Raw genomic sequence first — 16,791 nt, forward strand, 5'->3', positions numbered from 1 at the left:
ACGGTTAGTTACTCTGGAGGAAACTCTGTGCGTCCTGAATCAGCGCATCAGCGATTTTGCTGGTATCCATTTTCAGTTCGCCGTTACGGATAGCCGTTTTCAGCGCTTCAACACGTTCCATGTTGATATCGCTGCTGCCTGGCTGCATCAGCTTCGACTGCGCATCGCTCAGCGTGACGCTGGTGCTGTTAGCCGTCGACGTTTTTTCCAGACGCGTTTTTTGCGGGGCAGCCTCATTCGTTTCGCGAGGTTGTACAGTGCTAACCGGCTTCAGGGCTGATGTACGATCAATGCTCATAGTGTTGTCCTCATCGAGGGTTCGCGGCGTTTGCGCCTGACATCATCATTTGTTGAATATTTATCGGCAGTCGCCGCGAAATCTTTAAAAAGATTACAGGTTAATCAGAATATTCCCATCAGGACCGACCGTGCCGCTGACCACCTGGCCTGAGGACATTCTGACCCGGGCATTTTGCGCCACTGCGGCATTATTCAGCGCTTTTCCTTCGCTGTTGATACTAAAGCCTTCGCCATTGGCGACCACCATCACCTGTTGTCCCGCTTTCACCCGCCATGCCTGGCGCAGCATGGATAGCTGTATCGCCTGTCCAGGGGCGACATCGCGCAGGCTGACCGCCTCCTGAGCCTGGTTAATGTCCAGCATCGTCCGCGGTGGAAGCTGATCCAGACGGCCTCGCTTCAGCGTTACGCTGTCAGGTTGCAGCAGGCTGCCTCGCGGAATCGGAACGGCGGCGACAACATAATTGCCCGTCGCCTGTACCGCAACCTGTAAATACCGTTTTTCATTGGCGCAACGCGCCAGCACGTTCACGTTACCCCATAACTTTGTGCTGCCGGTCACGCTAAATGACGGGGCTTCGCAGGAAGGGTAAAGGTTAGGCGGGGTGCGCACGGTCACGTGTACGTCATCGCTGAAACCGGCCAGCTTCTGCGCAAAGAATGCATTGAGCTGGTCCTCTAACCCCTCAGCCTGCACCAGAGGGCTCAAAAGTAGTAGGGTCGCCGCCAGGCCACGTTTAAAAGTCCGCATCGCACGTTCCACCATGTCCAGAATTAAGCAAATTCTACCCGCAGTGGTTTTCCATCAACGCAACAAATAGCGACGCATTTTGCGCTTATTCCGTCGATAAGGGAGACGCCTTGAGATTTAAGCTGTGAACTGAAATTTTCTCATCAGCGGAGGAGACATGCTCGATAAACTCGACGCCGCGTTACGTTTTCAGCAGGAAGCGCTCAATTTACGCGCCCAGCGGCAGGAGATTTTAGCCGCCAATATCGCCAACGCGGATACCCCCGGGTATCAGGCGCGCGATATTGATTTTTCCAGTGAACTCAAAAAAGTGATGGAGCGTGGACGTGCCGAAGGAACGGGTGTCTCACTGGCCCTGACATCCTCACGTCATATTCCCGCTCAGGCGATGACCGCACCAACGACCGACCTGCTTTACCGTATTCCCGATCAGCCCTCGCTTGATGGTAACACCGTCGACATGGACCGGGAGCGCACACAGTTTGCCGATAACAGCCTGCAATACCAGACAGGCCTGACGCTACTCGGCGGGCAAATTAAAGGCATGATGACCGTCCTACAGGGGGGCAATTAGTAAATGGCCTTGCTGAATATTTTTGATATCGCCGGTTCGGCATTAACGGCGCAGTCTAAACGACTGAACGTGGCCGCCAGTAACCTGGCCAACGCCGACAGCGTGACCGGCCCTGACGGGCAACCGTATCGCGCTAAACAGGTTGTCTTCCAGGTTGATGCTGCACCGGGTGCGGCAACGGGCGGCGTAAAAGTGGCGGACGTGGTTGAGAGCCAGGCACCCGACAAGCTGGTTTACGAGCCAGGCAACCCGCTCGCGGATGCCAGCGGCTACGTGAAAATGCCGAACGTGGATGTGGTCGGGGAGATGGTGAACTCCATGTCCGCGTCGCGCAGCTACCAGGCAAACGTCGAAGTGCTTAATACCGTGAAGAGCATGATGCTCAAAACACTCACTCTCGGCCAGTAAAGGAGACACGCATGTCCATCGCCGTAAACGTGAATGACCCGACAAATACCGGCGTCAATAGCACCAGCAGTGCGACCGGTTCCAGCTCTCTCACCGGGAGCAATGCCTCCGATTTACAGAGCAGCTTCCTGACCCTGCTGGTGGCGCAGCTGAAAAATCAGGACCCGACCAATCCGATGCAGAACAACGAACTGACCACGCAGCTTGCGCAGATCAGTACCGTCAGCGGCATTGAGAAACTGAACACCACGCTCGGCTCGGTCTCCGGTCAAATCGATAATAGCCAGTCCTTGCAGGCCGCCAACCTGATCGGGCACGGGGTGATGATCCCGGGGACCACGATTCTGGCGGGCACCAGCACCACCGATGGCACGTCCACCACCACCACGACGCCGTTTGGCGTTGAGTTGCAGCAGCCGGCCGACAAAGTCACCGCCACAATCAAAGACGCCAGCGGCAACGTGGTGCGCACGATTGAGATTGGCGAGCTTAAAGCGGGCGTTCATACCTTTACCTGGGATGGCAGCCTGACCGACGGCACTAAAGCGCCTAACGGCTCGTATCAGGTTGCGATTAGCGCCAGCAACGGCACCACTCAGCTGGTGGCTCAGCCGCTACAGTTTGCCCTGGTTCAGGGCGTCATCAAAGGTAGCGATGGTAACAAACTGGATTTGGGTACCTCCGGTACCACCACACTCGACGAAGTTCGGCAGATTATCTAAGCCTTCATACTTATCAGGAGTAAGTCATGGCCTTTTCTCAAGCGGTCAGCGGCCTGAATGCTGCGGCCACCAACCTGGACGTCATTGGCAACAACATCGCCAACTCCGCGACCTATGGTTTTAAATCCGGTTCTGCGTCTTTTGCAGATATGTTTGCAGGCTCTAAAGTGGGCCTGGGCGTGAAGGTGGCGGGTATCACCCAGGACTTCACCGACGGGACGACCACCAACACCGGTCGCGGTCTGGACGTCGCCATCAGCCAGAACGGTTTCTTCCGTATGGTGGATGCCAACGGTTCCGTATTCTACAGCCGCAACGGCCAGTTCAAGCTGGATGAAAACCGTAACCTGGTGAACATGCAGGGGCTTCAGTTAACCGGTTATCCGGTTGCCGGCACGCCACCTACGGTGCAAACCGGTGCGAATCCGCAGGCGATCTCCATCCCAACGACGCTGATGGCGGCGAAGTCCACCACCACGGCCTCTCAGCAGATCAACCTGAACTCCACCGATACCGCACCAACCGTCGCCTTCGACCCGGCCAACCCTGACTCTTACAACAAGAAAGGCACCGTGACGGTGTTTGACAGCCAGGGTAATGCGCACAACATGAACCTGTTCTATGTCAAAAACGCGACGCCAGCTAACTCCTGGAAGGTGTATTCCCAGGACGGCAGCGTAGCAGGAGATGCCGCGAAACTGGCAACCACATTGGTCTTTAATGAGAGCGGTGTGTTGACCGGCGGTGGGGAAGTCGATATCGAGACCGGAGAGATCACTGGTGCAACGGCGGCAACCTTCAAAATGAGTTTCGCCAACTCCATGCAACAGAATACCGGTGCGAACAACATCGTGGCGACGAGCCAGAACGGTTATAAGCCGGGCGATCTGGTGAGCTACCAGATCAACGATGACGGTACCGTTGTCGGTAACTATTCGAACGAACAGACCCAGGTGCTGGGCCAGATCGTGCTGGCAAACTTCGCCAACAACGAAGGCCTGAAATCCGAAGGGGACAACGTCTGGTCTGCCACGCAGTCTTCCGGTGTTGCCCTGCTGGGTACTGCGGGTTCCGGTAACTTCGGCACGCTGACCAACGGCGCGCTGGAAGCCTCTAACGTCGATCTGAGTAAAGAGCTGGTGAACATGATCGTCGCGCAACGTAACTACCAGTCCAACGCGCAGACCATCAAAACCCAGGATCAGATCCTTAACACGCTGGTTAACCTGCGTTAAGCAGCTGACGGGAAAGCGCAATGGATCACGCAATATATACAGCGATGGGCGCAGCAAGCCAGACGCTCAACCAGCAGGCTGTTACCGCCAGCAACCTGGCGAACGCCTCCACGCCAGGTTTTCGTGCGCAGCTCAACGCGCTGCGTGCGGTGCCGGTAGAAGGGCTGTCATTGCCCACGCGTACGCTGGTCACCGCTTCCACGCCGGGCGCCGACATGACGCCAGGCCAGATGGATTACACCGCGCGTCCGCTGGACGTTGCCCTTCAGCAGGACGGCTGGCTGGCGGTGCAAACGGCTGACGGCGGGGAAGGGTATACCCGCAACGGTAATATCCAGGTGAGCGCCACCGGGCAGCTGACGATTCAGGGGCATCCGGTGATGGGCGAAGCCGGTCCGTTGACGGTGCCGGAAGGGTCAGAGCTGACCATTGCGGCAGACGGGACGATTTCGGCGTTAAACCCGGGCGACCCGGCTAACACCGTTGCGCCTGTCGGTCGTCTGAAGCTGGTGAAAGCGGAAGGCAACGAAGTGCAGCGTGGCGATGACGGGATGTTCCGTCTGACCCAGGCGGCGCAGGCCACGCGTGGCGCCACGTTACAGGCCGACCCGACCATCCGCGTGATGTCCGGCGTGCTGGAAGGCAGTAACGTCAAACCGGTAGAAGCCATGACCGACATGATCGCCAGCGCCCGCCGCTTCGAAATGCAGATGAAAATCATCAGCAGCGTCGATGAAAACGCAGGCAAGGCTAACCAACTTCTGGCTATGAGTTAACAGGACTCCCTATGATCAGTTCTTTATGGATCGCGAAAACCGGTCTGGACGCACAGCAAACCAATATGGATGTGATTGCCAACAACCTGGCAAACGTCAGCACCAATGGTTTCAAGCGCCAGCGTGCGGTTTTCGAAGATTTGCTTTATCAAACGATTCGTCAGCCAGGGGCGCAGTCTTCTGAGCAAACCACGCTGCCGTCCGGTCTGCAAATTGGTACCGGCGTGCGCCCGGTTGCCACCGAGCGTCTGCACAGCCAGGGCAACCTGTCCCAGACCAACAACAGTAAAGACGTTGCCATCAAAGGTCAGGGTTTCTTCCAGGTGCAGCTGCCTGACGGGACCTCCGCCTATACCCGCGATGGTTCGTTCCAGGTGGATCAGAATGGTCAGCTGGTGACAGCGGGCGGCTTCCAGGTTCAGCCTGCGATCACCATCCCGGCGAACGCGCTGAGTATCACCATTGGTCGTGACGGTATCGTCAGCGTCACTCAGCAAGGTCAGGCCGCGCCGGTCCAGGTTGGACAGCTCAATCTGACGACCTTCATGAACGATACCGGACTGGAAAGCATCGGTGAGAACCTCTACACCGAAACGCAGTCTTCCGGCACGCCAAATGAAAGTACCCCGGGCCTGAACGGGGCGGGGCTGCTGTATCAGGGGTATGTGGAAACCTCGAACGTTAACGTGGCGGAAGAGCTGGTGAATATGATCCAGGTCCAGCGCGCCTATGAAATTAACAGTAAAGCAGTGTCGACGACCGACCAGATGCTGCAAAAACTGACGCAACTCTAAGGTGTAGCCCGGTGCGGTAAACGTCGCACCGGCTCCCTGTTTTCGAAGATGAAGGCAATGCAAAAAAACGCGGCGTTTCGTTATCCGATCCTGACTGTTCTGGCCGTCACCCTCAGCGGGTGTGCCTGGATCCCGTCTAAACCATTGGTACAGGGTGCGACTACCGCCCAACCCGTTCCCGGCCCCGCGCCGGTGGTGAACGGCTCTATTTTCCAGACCGCGCAGCCGATTAACTACGGTTATCAGCCGCTGTTTGAAGACCGTCGTCCGCGTAACGTTGGCGATACGCTGACCATTGTGTTGCAGGAAAACGTCAGCGCGAGCAAGAGCTCGTCGGCGAACGCCAGCCGCGACGGCAAAACCAATTTTGGCTTCGACACCGTACCGCGCTATCTGCAAGGGCTGTTCGGCAACGCCCGTGCGGATGTGGAAGCCTCCGGCGGCAACACCTTTAACGGTAAAGGTGGCGCGAACGCCAGCAATACCTTCAGCGGAACGCTGACGGTAACGGTTGACCAGGTTCTGGTGAACGGCAACCTGCATGTGGTGGGCGAAAAACAGATCGCCATTAACCAGGGTACGGAATTCATTCGTTTCTCCGGTGTTGTTAACCCTCGCACTATCAGCGGCACCAACACCGTACCGTCCACCCAGGTGGCGGATGCGCGCATTGAGTACGTCGGCAACGGCTACATCAACGAAGCGCAAAATATGGGCTGGCTGCAACGCTTCTTCCTTAACCTATCGCCGATGTAAGCGAGGTGACCTATGTATAAATTTCTCTTCGCCGTGGCGCTGTCGCTGGTCGCTACCGTTGCGCAGGCCGATCGCATACGCGATCTCACCAGCGTGCAGGGCGTGCGCGAAAACTCCCTGATTGGCTATGGCCTGGTGGTGGGGCTGGATGGGACGGGTGACCAGACGACCCAGACGCCGTTCACCACCCAGAGCCTGAACAACATGCTCTCGCAGCTCGGTATTACCGTACCGGCCGGGACCAACATGCAGCTGAAAAACGTGGCGGCCGTGATGGTGACCGCGTCTTATCCGGCCTTTGCGCGTCAGGGGCAGACCATCGACGTGGTTGTCTCGTCGATGGGTAATGCCAAAAGCCTGCGTGGCGGTACGTTGCTGATGACACCGCTGAAAGGCGTCGACAGCCAGGTGTATGCTCTGGCGCAGGGCAACATTCTGGTTGGCGGAGCAGGTGCGTCGGCGGGCGGCAGCAGCGTGCAGGTGAACCAGCTGAACGGGGGACGTATTACCAACGGCGCGATCATCGAACGTGAGCTGCCGACCCAGTTCGGCACCGGCAACACCATTAACCTGCAACTGAATAACGAAGACTTTACGATGGCGCAGCAGATTGCTGACACCATCAACCGCAGCCGGGGCTACGGCAGCGCCACCGCGCTGGATGCCCGCACCGTGCAGATCCGCACGTCAACCGGCAGCAGCAACCAGGTGCGAATGCTGGCCGATATCCAGAATATGGAAGTGAACGTGCCGGTTCAGGATGCGAAAGTCATTATCAACTCCCGAACCGGCTCGGTGGTGATGAACCGCGAAGTGACGCTGGACAGCTGCGCCGTGGCGCAGGGCAATCTCTCCGTCACGGTTAACCGCTCGGCCAACGTCAGCCAGCCGGATACCCCGTTTGGTGGCGGTCAGACGGTAGTGACCCCGCAAACGCAGATTGATTTACGACAGAGCGGCGGTTCGTTGCAGAGCGTGCGCTCCAGCGCCAACCTGAACAGCGTGGTGCGTGCTCTGAACGCGCTGGGTGCAACGCCAATGGATCTGATGTCCATTCTGCAATCCATGCAAAGTGCAGGCTGCCTGCGCGCTAAACTGGAAATCATCTAAATGCTGACCGATAGCAAACTGTTGACCAGTGCCGCCTGGGATGCCCAGTCGCTCAACGAGCTGAAAACCAAAGCGGGCAAGGATCCGGCGGCGAATATCCGCCCGGTTGCCCGTCAGGTGGAAGGCATGTTCGTGCAGATGATGTTGAAAAGCATGCGTGAAACTCTGCCGAAAGACGGCATGTTCAGCAGTGATTCCACGCGGCTTTACACCAGCATGTACGATCAGCAGATTGCCCAGCAAATGACCGCCGGAAAGGGACTCGGCCTGGCGGACATGATCGTGAAGCAGACCGCAGCCGCTCAGGGACTCCCGCCTGAAGAGGCCCCGCCGCAGGTGCCGCTGAAGTTTGATCTGGAAAAGGTGACCAGTTATCAAAATCAGGCGCTAACGCAGATGGTGCGTAAGGCGATGCCGAAGCCGGCAGAAACGCGTGACGAGCCGCTCTCCGGCGACAGCAAAGACTTCCTGGCGCAGCTCTCCCTGCCGGCGCGTCTTGCCAGTGAAGAGAGCGGCGTGCCGCACCATCTGATTCTGGCGCAGGCGGCGCTGGAGTCGGGCTGGGGGCAACGTCAGATCCGCAGGGAGAACGGCGAGCCGAGCTTCAACATCTTTGGCGTGAAGGCCACCTCCAGCTGGAAAGGGCCGACCACTGAAATCACCACCACCGAATATGAAAACGGTGCGGCAGTGAAGGTGAAAGCCAAATTCCGCGTCTACAGCTCGTATCTGGAAGCGTTGTCGGATTATGTCGGGCTGCTGAGCCGGAACCCGCGCTACACTGCGGTGACCCAGGCCGCCACGCCAGAGCAGGGCGCTCAGGCATTGCAGAATGCCGGCTACGCGACCGATCCAAACTATGCACGCAAGCTGACCAGCATGATCCAGCAGCTGAAATCCATGTCTGAGAAGGTCAGCAAAGCATATAGCACAGATCTCGAAAATCTGTTCTGAAAGTTCTCAAGTCCCGGTGGAGGTTGCCGATAACCTTCATCAGGACTCGTGTCTGAACGTATAAAAGGAACCCCCATGTCCAGTTTGATTAACAGCGCCATGAGTGGCCTCAGTGCTGCGCAGTCGGCACTCAATACCGTCAGTAATAATATTTCAAGCTACAACGTGGCAGGTTATACCCGCCAGACCACCATTCTGGGGGCATCAAACAGTACCCTGACCGGTGGTGGTTGGGTGGGTAACGGGGTCTATGTCTCCGGCGTTCAGCGTGAATATGATGCGTTTATCACCAACCAGCTGCGTGCGGCGCAGAACCAGAGCAGTGGGCTGACCACGCGCTACCAGCAGATGTCAAAAATTGACGACGTGCTGTCGGATACCACGAACTCGCTTTCTGCCAACCTCCAGGATTTCTTTAAAAGCCTGCAAACGCTGGTGAGTAACGCAGAAGATCCGGCTGCACGCCAGACGGTGCTCGGTAAGGCGGATGGTCTGGTAAACCAGTTTAAAACCAACGATCAATATCTCCGCGATCAGGATGCGCAGGTCAATACGGCGATTTCTACCAGCGTCGATCAGATCAATAACTATGCGAAGCAGATTGCTAACCTTAACGATCAGATCTCCCGGCTGACTGGCGTAGGGGCGGGCGCATCCCCGAACGAACTGCTCGATCAGCGCGATCAGCTGGTGAGTGAACTGAACAAGATTGTCGGTGTGGACGTTACCGTACAGGACAGCGGCACGTATAACATCTCTATCGCCAACGGTTACACCCTGGTACAGGGCAGCAACGCAGGTCAGCTGGCGGCGGTGAAATCCAGTGCGGACCCAGCGCGTACGACGATTGCGTATGTGGATGCCGCAGCAGGCAACGTGGAGATCTCAGAAAAACAGATCACCACGGGGTCGCTTGGAGGGCTGTTAACGTTCCGTTCTCAGGATCTGGATCAGGCGCGAAACACCCTCAACCAGATGGCGCTGGCGTTTGCGGATGCCATGAATACCCAGCACCAGGCGGGCTTTGACGCCAACGGAGATAAAGGCGGCAAGCTGTTTGATTTTGGCTCCCCGGCAGTGCTGAGTAACGGCAAAAACACCGGAAGCGCGTCCGTTACGGCAACGATGACGGACAGTACCAAGGTCCAGGCGACAAATTACAAAGTTGAGTATAACGGTACTGACTGGACAATCACGCGTCTGTCGGACAACACCAGCTTCACGGCCAAGCCTGACGCCAGCGGTAATCTTTCGTTTGATGGTCTTAACGTTAAGATTAGCGGCTCAGCCAATAATAAAGACAGTTTCATCGTCAAACCGGTGAATGACGTCATTGTGAATATGGACGTTGCGATCAGCGACGAATCCAAACTGGCGATGGCCTCCGCGCAAGGAAGCGGCGAAAGTGACAATACCAATGGCCAGAAGCTGCTGGATTTGCAGAGCGCTAAGCTGGTGGGGGGGAACAAAACCTTTAACGATGCTTATGCCGCGCTGGTCAGTACGGTGGGCAGCACCACGGCGTCGCTGAAAACCAGCAGCGAAACCAAAGTTAACGTGGTGACGCAGCTGACCAAACAACAGCAGTCAATCTCCGGGGTTAACCTGGATGAAGAGTATGGCAACCTGCAACGCTATCAGCAGTACTATCTGGCGAATGCGCAGGTGCTGCAAACGGCGAGCACGCTGTTTGATGCATTGATCAATATCCGCTAAGGCTGAGGCATAAAAAATGCGTATTAGTACTCAAATGATGTATGAGCAAAGCATGCGCGGCGTGACGAACTCACAAAGTCTCTGGCTCAGCTACGGCGAGCAGATGTCTACGGGGAAGCGCATCAACCGTCCATCTGACGATCCGATTGCCGCCTCGCAGGCCGTTGTGCTCTCTCAGGCTCAAACGCAAAACAGTCAGTATGCGCTGGCGCGCTCCTTCGCTACGACGAAAGTCTCGCTGGAAGAGAACGTGTTATCGCAAGTGACAACCGCTATCCAGGCTGCTCAGGAAAAGATTGTCAATGCGGGCAACGGTACGTTAAGTGACGATGACCGCGCTTCGCTGGCCACGAACCTGCAAGGTATTCGCGATCAGCTCATGAACCTGGCTAACAGCACGGACGGTAACGGCCGCTATATTTTTTCCGGTTACAAGACCGAAGCGGCGGCTTTCGACCAGACTACGGGTGATTATAAGGGCGGCGGAACGCCAATCAGCCAGCAGGTTGACTCCGCGCGCACGATGCAAATCAGCCATACGGGCACTGAAGTTTTCGATAGCTTCACCAGCAATGCGAAGCCAGAGCCAGATGGTAGTAAACCGGAAACGAATTTGTTCAAGATCCTCGACTCCGCAATTGAAGCGCTGAATACGCCGATTGGGGAGGATGAAACGAAAGCCGAGGCGTTTACGGCGGCTATTGATAAAGCCAACCGTGGCCTGAGCAACTCCCTCAACAACGTGCTGACCGTGCGCGCCGACCTCGGCATCAAGCTGGATGAGCTGGGCAAGCTGGACGCTCTGGGTGAAGACCGCGCGCTGGGTCAGACCCAGCAGATGAGTAACCTGGTTGACGTGGACTGGAACTCGGTGATTTCGTCCTACACCATGCAGCAGGCGGCGTTGCAGGCCTCGTATAAAGCCTTTAGCGATATGCAGGGTATGTCTTTGTTCCAGATGAACAGATAAGACTCTGACCTGTTTAACATGTCTTGAAACTGGGCATGTTTTGACTGCCCAACCCGTCCGGGTTGGGCATTTTTTTTACACACTTTCTGCCTGTGCGGACAGCACCCGGGCGCTTTCAATCACTCTGATAGCCAGCGCAATGGCACCACACAGGGTTGCCAGAGCCACCACGCCAGACCAGCCTGCCAGCGTGTAGATATTGCTGCCTAATGCCGAACCCAGCGCCATTCCGATGAAAATGACGGTAAACAGCAGAGCGTTCAGGCGTCCACGGGCCTGCGGCTCAAGGCTGTAGACCAGATTCTGGTGGGCCACGAGGCTGGACTGCAAGCCGAGATCGAAACCGACCGCGGAGAGGGCAATCAGGATCAACTGACCGTGTATATCCAGTGCCGGCATCAGGAACATCAGGGCAAACGAGAGGGTCACCAGCGCGGCACCCAGTTGGGTGACTTTACCGGCGCCCAGCTTATCTGCCAGACCACCTGCCAGCGGTGCGGCCAGCGCGCCAGCGGCTCCGGCAATACCAAATCCACCCGCCACGGCGCTGCCAAGGTGATACCGTTCCAGCAGCATGACCGCCAGCGTTGACCAGAATGCGCTAAAGGCAATCGACAGAAAACCCTGGGCCAGCGCGGCCCGACGCAGCGCCGGGTAGCGGCGCCAGAGGTGTTCCATGGAGCGCATCAGCGCCGGGTAGCTCAGCGTGGAGTGAACGGCGAAGCGGGGAAGCACGGCCCACATGACCACGCCGACAAAGGCAATACTTGCGGCGGCCAGCTGATACATCACCCGCCAGCCAAAGGCTTCACCCACCACGCCGCTCACGGTTCTGGAGAGCAAAATCCCCAGCAGCAGGCCGGTCATCACCGTGCCGACCGTTTTTCCCTGTTTGCCTTCCGGCGCGAGGATCGCTGCGGCCGGGACAATATCCTGCGCCATGGTGGCGGCCATGCCAATCAGCAGGCTGGTGAGCAGCAGGGAGTGCAGTTGTCCGGTCAGGCTACAACCCAGCAGGAACAGCGCCAGAGCCGCACTTTTTATCAGGATCAGCGTTCTGCGATCATGACGATCGCCGAGCGGGAGCAGAAACAGGATACCTAAGGCATAACCCGCCTGGGTAAGCGTCGGGACCATGCCCATGCCTTCGATACTCAGGTTCAGGTCTGAGCCCATCAGCGGCAGCAGAGGCTGGGCATAATAGATGGATGCCACGCTAAAGCCCGCACCGAGCGCCAGCATTAAGATTACCCAGCGGCTTACGGCCCGGGTGGTAGTTGTGTTCATAAGATGTTCCTCATTCGTCGTGTGCGGCTATTTTTTATCAGTACGCCTTGCGACGGTAGCGGGCGCGGTGGTAAAACGCTTATACGTGTAGCGTATGGATGGAAATGGTATGAAAAGGCCTGAGCGTATAGATCGGGTAGAACTGATGCGAACGTTTGTTCGCATTGTGGAGGCGGGGTCTCTTTCTGCGGCAGCACGTCAGCTGGCAACAACCCAGGCAACGGTGAGCCGACGGTTGCAGTCGCTTGAGACCATGCTGGGAGTACGCCTGATGCTGCGCACAACCCATACGACCCGGCTGACCGATGACGGCGAACGCTGCTATCAGCATGCCCGACGGGTGATTGACAGCTGGCTGGCGCTGGAAGACGAGGTAGGGCAGACGGAAGATGAACCGGTTGGGGTGCTGAGGGTGCGCGCCCCGCACGCGTTTGGCCAGGATCAGCTTCTGAAACCGTTAACCGAATTTTTGCAGCGCTATCCCCAGCTTTCTGTTGAGTGGATGCTCAACGATCGCTCGGTTGATTTCCTCGGCGACAACCTTGACTGTGCTATTCGGGTGGGTGTGGAAGTCGATCCGGCAACCGTGTCCGTGCTGCTGGCTGAAGTGCCGCGCTCGGTGGTGGCTTCACCGGAATTACTGGCCCGTTATTCCGCGGTTAAAACGCCGGAAGATTTGCAACAGCTTCCCTGGATTGCCATCAGCTCCTTTTATCAACGCCATGTGGAGCTTTTCCACGATGCATCATCTGCCCCGACGCGGGTTACCATTACGCCACGCCTGAGTACCGACAGCCTGTATGTGGCGCGCAATACGGCACTCACCGGGCTAGGTGTTGCGGTGGTATCCAGCTGGACAGTACAGGATGATATTCAGGAAGGACGACTGGTGCATCTACTGCCAGAGTGGCAGCCGGCAGCGCTACCGGTACATCTGGTTTACCCCTGGTCTCGTTATTATCCGGCGCGCTTGCGGCGTTTTCTGGAGCTGATGCGGCAGATAATGCCGGAGGTCACCGGAATGAGAAAGCCCCTGCAACAGCCATAAAAAAGCCGACCCGAAGGTCGGCTTTCAGTATTAGCGTGCGTTATTCAACAGGCTGAGGACGAGTAGCTGGCGCAGTAGCCATGTGCGTTGCACTGTGACCACCGGCAGCACCTTTGCCTTCGAAGTTGAATGCCGGACGAACCCAGTCGCTATGGCGTGGCGCTTCAGGTACATACTCAGGTGCCGGGGCGCGAGTCATCGGCGCGGTAGCAACGTGAGCAGGCGCTACAGCTGCAACGACCTCAATCGGCTCTGATTTCACTTCAGGCGCTTTGACCTCTTCGACAACAGGTTCAACCTGAATCTCGACGTCCTGAACAACCTCTTCAGTCACCGTTTCGACGGCAACGTCTGCGGTCTCTTCTGCTGCGGAGACTGGCTCAGCGTCTTCCGCGACTTCTTCAGCCACCACGGTATCTTCTTCGGCAATGATCTGCGGAGCGGCATCAACCGGCGCAGCAATGACTTCAGGATGGGTCGTTTCCACTTCCACAGCCTGCGGTGCCGCTGTGTCAACAACCTGCGGTTCAACCACGGTTGCCGCTTCAGTCACGACGTCTTCCACCGCTGCTATTGGTGCAATCACCTCTTCGGTCACAGTCTGTTCTTCAACCGCCTGCTCCGGGCGAGCAACCGGATAACGGATCCAGACTTTACCGGATGCCATCTCTGGTGACGCACACGCCACGGTCAATGGCATTGGCGACTGAGTTGGGTAACGCTCGTCACGGTAACGACGACGACGCTGACCGCTCACGCGCAGATGACGCGGAGAACGACGGGAGCGACGCGGCATACCTGCGTTGTCACGGTTTTCGCTGCTTTCGTCCTGCTCAACCTGATTTTCTACTACGGCTGGCAGGTCAACTTTCGCAACCTGTGTACCCGTTGTGCTTTCTGCTGCTTCAACCGCGATAACGTCGTTTTCTTCCGCCTGAACAGCACCCACACGCACTTTCTGGGTCAGCTGACGCTGCTTACGACGCGGCATAACCTGAGTACGCTCTTCCTGCTCCGTGTCCTGCTGTTCAACAGGCGCTTCGCGGTTCAGGTTTTTGACTTCCTGCTGGGCCTGGCGTTTCTCGTCGTTACGACGACGGTTACGCTCGCGGCGAGGTTGCTGCTCGTCACGCTGTTTGCTCTTCTCGGACTCATCGCCCGCCTGCTGGCGAATCTCACGATCTTCAACGTTCTGCTGCTGCTTCTCGCGACGGTTGCGACGGTTGTCCTCGCGTTGTTCACGACCTTCGTTGTTCTCGGAACGATTATCACGGCGCTCGTTACGATCGCTACGGTCGTTACGGTCATTACGATCGCGACGATTGTTCTGACGCTTACGACGGTCCTGCTGACGCTCTGGTTTCGCTTCTGTTGGCGCTTCTTTCGGCTGCTCAGGCTGAACTTCTTCGCCAGCAAACATTTTTTTCAGCGCGCCGAAGATGCGGCTCAGGAGACCCGGCTGCTCAGGCTGCGCTTTTGGCACGGCAGGGGCCGCCTTTTGCACGGCAGGTTTTGCCGCTGGTTTTTCCAGCGTCGCTTCCGGCGGGGCTTCCGGCATGATGAAGGTTGCTAATGCAGGCTGCTCAGGCAGTTTACGCTCGGCAGGCTCTTCATCCGATGGCAGCGCCATTTCTTCTTCATGCAGCTTCGGCAGCAGGTAGCTGAGGGTGCTTGTCTCTTCACCTTTACGCACGCGCAGCACGTGATAGTGCGGGGTCTGCATCTCGTCGTTTGGCACGATGATGCAGCGAACGCCGCCCTGACGCGCTTCGATTGCGCTCACCGCTGCACGTTTTTCGTTCAGCAGGTAGGAGGCAATCGGCACCGGAACAATGGCGTGAACCTCTTTGGTGTTCTCTTTCAGCGCTTCTTCTTCAATCAGACGCAGAATAGAGAGGGAGAGCGATTCATTGTCACGCACGGTACCTGTCCCGGAACAGCGCGGGCAGACGTGATGGCTGGACTCGCCGAGTGACGGGCTCAGACGCTGACGGGACATTTCCAGCAGGCCGAAGCGCGAGATATGGCTAATCTGGATACGCGCGCGATCCTGGCGCACCGCTTCACGCAGACGGTTTTCAACCGCACGCTGGTGGCGAACCGGGGTCATGTCGATGAAGTCGATAACAATCAGACCACCCAGGTCGCGCAGGCGGAGCTGGCGGGCGATTTCATCAGCGGCTTCTAGGTTGGTGTTGAAGGCGGTCTCTTCGATGTCGCCGCCGCGGGTTGCACGCGCGGAGTTGATGTCGATAGCGGTCAGCGCTTCGGTGGTATCGATAACGATAGAACCGCCGGACGGCAGACGCACTTCACGCTGGAAGGCAGACTCGATCTGGGATTCAATCTGATAGTGGCTGAACAGCGGGATTTCACCGGTGTACAGTTTAATTTTGCTGGTGAAATCCGGGCGACCCAGCGCGGCGATGTGCTGGCGAGCCAGCTCAAGCACTTTCGGGTTATCAATCAGAATTTCACCGATGTCCTGACGCAGATAATCACGGAAGGCACGCACAATGACGTTGCTTTCCTGGTGGATCAGGAACGGAGCAGGACGGCTTTCAGCCGCTTTCTTGATGGCTTCCCAGTGCTTCAGACGGAAGCTCAGGTCCCACTGCAATGCTTCGGCAGATTTGCCGACGCCTGCGGTGCGCACGATAAGGCCCATGCCGTCTGGCAGCTCGAGACTTGCCAGCGCTTCTTTCAGCTCTGTACGGTCATCACCTTCGATACGGCGAGAGATGCCACCCGCACGCGGGTTGTTTGGCATCAACACCAGATAGCTTCCTGCCAGACTGATAAAGGTGGTCAGTGCGGCACCTTTGTTGCCACGCTCTTCTTTATCGATCTGGACGATAACTTCCTGACCTTCACGCAGAACATCTTTAATGTTCGGACGGCCATGGGAGTTGTAGTTTGCAGGAAAATATTCGCGGGCGATTTCTTTGAGAGGAAGGAAACCGTGACGCTCAGCACCGTAATCGACAAATGCAGCTTCAAGGCTTGGTTCAATGCGGGTGATTTTGCCTTTGTAAATGTTCGCTTTTTTCTGTTCGTGTCCAGGACTTTCGATATCCAGATCGTACAGGCGCTGCCCATCCACAAGGGCGACACGCAACTCTTCTTGCTGAGTTGCGTTGATTAACATTCTTTTCATCGTAACTTACTCGTTATTCTTACATTGACGACAAAGCTGCGGGCAAGGTGACGCTTTCCGGGGTATGAACCGATGGCCTCGTGTCTATTCACGTCGCCAACCTCACGGTTGTCGCTCGCTTAAGAGGCGCAGAGTGTCGGTTGCCTGTGTTTCATACGGAAACACAGCGCAATTATCAGGGGAATTGCCTGGGAAAACTCTCCAGAGAACAATCCTTATACCGGGAAGTACTG

16 protein-coding genes are annotated in these 16,791 nt (G+C 57.0%); 12 read left to right on the forward strand and 4 right to left on the reverse strand.

What is annotated here, in order from left to right:
• Nucleotides 1-4: 4 nt before the first annotated feature.
• Entirely contained in the window at nt 5-298 is a 294-nt protein-coding gene (gene flgM / locus ACOTZD_RS12095; RefSeq protein WP_003858002.1) for a flagellar biosynthesis anti-sigma factor FlgM, read from the reverse strand.
• Between the two features lie 93 nt (nt 299-391).
• On the reverse strand, nt 392-1,051 hold the full coding sequence (gene flgA / locus ACOTZD_RS12100; protein WP_421636276.1) for a flagellar basal body P-ring formation chaperone FlgA: 660 nt from the start codon (nt 1,049-1,051) through the stop codon (nt 392-394).
• Nucleotides 1,052-1,208: 157 nt separating this feature from the next.
• Here flgA and flgB point away from each other — a divergent pair, with 157 nt between their 5' ends.
• The 11 genes from flgB to flgL all read left to right on the forward strand — a co-directional run bounded on the left by flgB (nt 1,209) and on the right by flgL (nt 11,066).
• A complete protein-coding gene (gene flgB / locus ACOTZD_RS12105) occupies nt 1,209-1,625 on the forward strand; it encodes a flagellar basal body rod protein FlgB (protein WP_003857999.1) in 417 nt (138 codons plus the stop codon).
• Between the two features lie 3 nt (nt 1,626-1,628).
• Entirely contained in the window at nt 1,629-2,033 is a 405-nt protein-coding gene (gene flgC / locus ACOTZD_RS12110) for a flagellar basal body rod protein FlgC (RefSeq protein ID WP_003857997.1), read from the forward strand.
• Between the two features lie 11 nt (nt 2,034-2,044).
• The gene (flgD, locus tag ACOTZD_RS12115; protein WP_003857994.1) at nt 2,045-2,755 is read left to right on the forward strand and encodes a flagellar hook assembly protein FlgD; all 711 of its coding nucleotides are present in this window, start codon (nt 2,045-2,047) and stop codon (nt 2,753-2,755) included.
• Between the two features lie 26 nt (nt 2,756-2,781).
• Nucleotides 2,782-3,990, forward strand: a complete 1,209-nt coding sequence (flgE, locus tag ACOTZD_RS12120) for a flagellar hook protein FlgE (protein ID WP_032658025.1) — start codon at nt 2,782-2,784, stop codon at nt 3,988-3,990.
• A gap of 20 nt (nt 3,991-4,010) precedes the next feature.
• Nucleotides 4,011-4,766: a flagellar basal body rod protein FlgF gene (locus ACOTZD_RS12125; protein ID WP_003857990.1), complete on the forward strand. Its 756-nt coding sequence runs from the start codon at nt 4,011-4,013 to the stop codon at nt 4,764-4,766.
• Between the two features lie 11 nt (nt 4,767-4,777).
• On the forward strand, nt 4,778-5,560 hold the full coding sequence (gene flgG / locus ACOTZD_RS12130) for a flagellar basal-body rod protein FlgG (protein ID WP_000625853.1): 783 nt from the start codon (nt 4,778-4,780) through the stop codon (nt 5,558-5,560).
• Between the two features lie 57 nt (nt 5,561-5,617).
• Nucleotides 5,618-6,316, forward strand: a complete 699-nt coding sequence (flgH, locus tag ACOTZD_RS12135; RefSeq protein WP_003857987.1) for a flagellar basal body L-ring protein FlgH — start codon at nt 5,618-5,620, stop codon at nt 6,314-6,316.
• Nucleotides 6,317-6,328: 12 nt separating this feature from the next.
• On the forward strand, nt 6,329-7,426 hold the full coding sequence (locus ACOTZD_RS12140) for a flagellar basal body P-ring protein FlgI (RefSeq protein WP_003857984.1): 1,098 nt from the start codon (nt 6,329-6,331) through the stop codon (nt 7,424-7,426).
• The gene (flgJ, locus tag ACOTZD_RS12145; RefSeq protein ID WP_017384732.1) at nt 7,427-8,380 is read left to right on the forward strand and encodes a flagellar assembly peptidoglycan hydrolase FlgJ; all 954 of its coding nucleotides are present in this window, start codon (nt 7,427-7,429) and stop codon (nt 8,378-8,380) included.
• Between the two features lie 75 nt (nt 8,381-8,455).
• Nucleotides 8,456-10,096 carry a flagellar hook-associated protein FlgK gene (gene flgK / locus ACOTZD_RS12150; protein ID WP_174402059.1) on the forward strand — a complete coding sequence of 547 codons (1,641 nt, stop codon included), beginning with the start codon at nt 8,456-8,458 and terminating at the stop codon, nt 10,094-10,096.
• A gap of 16 nt (nt 10,097-10,112) precedes the next feature.
• Nucleotides 10,113-11,066: a flagellar hook-associated protein FlgL gene (flgL, locus tag ACOTZD_RS12155; protein WP_003857977.1), complete on the forward strand. Its 954-nt coding sequence runs from the start codon at nt 10,113-10,115 to the stop codon at nt 11,064-11,066.
• A 75-nt stretch (nt 11,067-11,141) separates the two neighbouring features.
• Here flgL and ACOTZD_RS12160 read toward each other — a convergent pair whose 3' ends face one another.
• A complete protein-coding gene (locus ACOTZD_RS12160; RefSeq protein WP_045330545.1) occupies nt 11,142-12,353 on the reverse strand; it encodes an MFS transporter in 1,212 nt (403 codons plus the stop codon).
• Between the two features lie 109 nt (nt 12,354-12,462).
• Between ACOTZD_RS12160 and ACOTZD_RS12165 the strand changes: the two genes are divergently transcribed.
• The gene (locus ACOTZD_RS12165; RefSeq protein WP_088567145.1) at nt 12,463-13,401 is read left to right on the forward strand and encodes a LysR family transcriptional regulator; all 939 of its coding nucleotides are present in this window, start codon (nt 12,463-12,465) and stop codon (nt 13,399-13,401) included.
• Between the two features lie 40 nt (nt 13,402-13,441).
• Here the strand turns inward: ACOTZD_RS12165 and rne are convergent, their stop codons facing one another.
• The gene (gene rne / locus ACOTZD_RS12170; RefSeq protein ID WP_174402058.1) at nt 13,442-16,558 is read right to left on the reverse strand and encodes a ribonuclease E; all 3,117 of its coding nucleotides are present in this window, start codon (nt 16,556-16,558) and stop codon (nt 13,442-13,444) included.
• Between the last annotated feature and the right edge of the window lie 233 nt (nt 16,559-16,791).

It is taken from the genome of Enterobacter cloacae complex sp. SHL022 (genome assembly GCF_049237785.1).
Lineage (GTDB): Bacteria > Pseudomonadota > Gammaproteobacteria > Enterobacterales > Enterobacteriaceae > Enterobacter > Enterobacter hormaechei_C.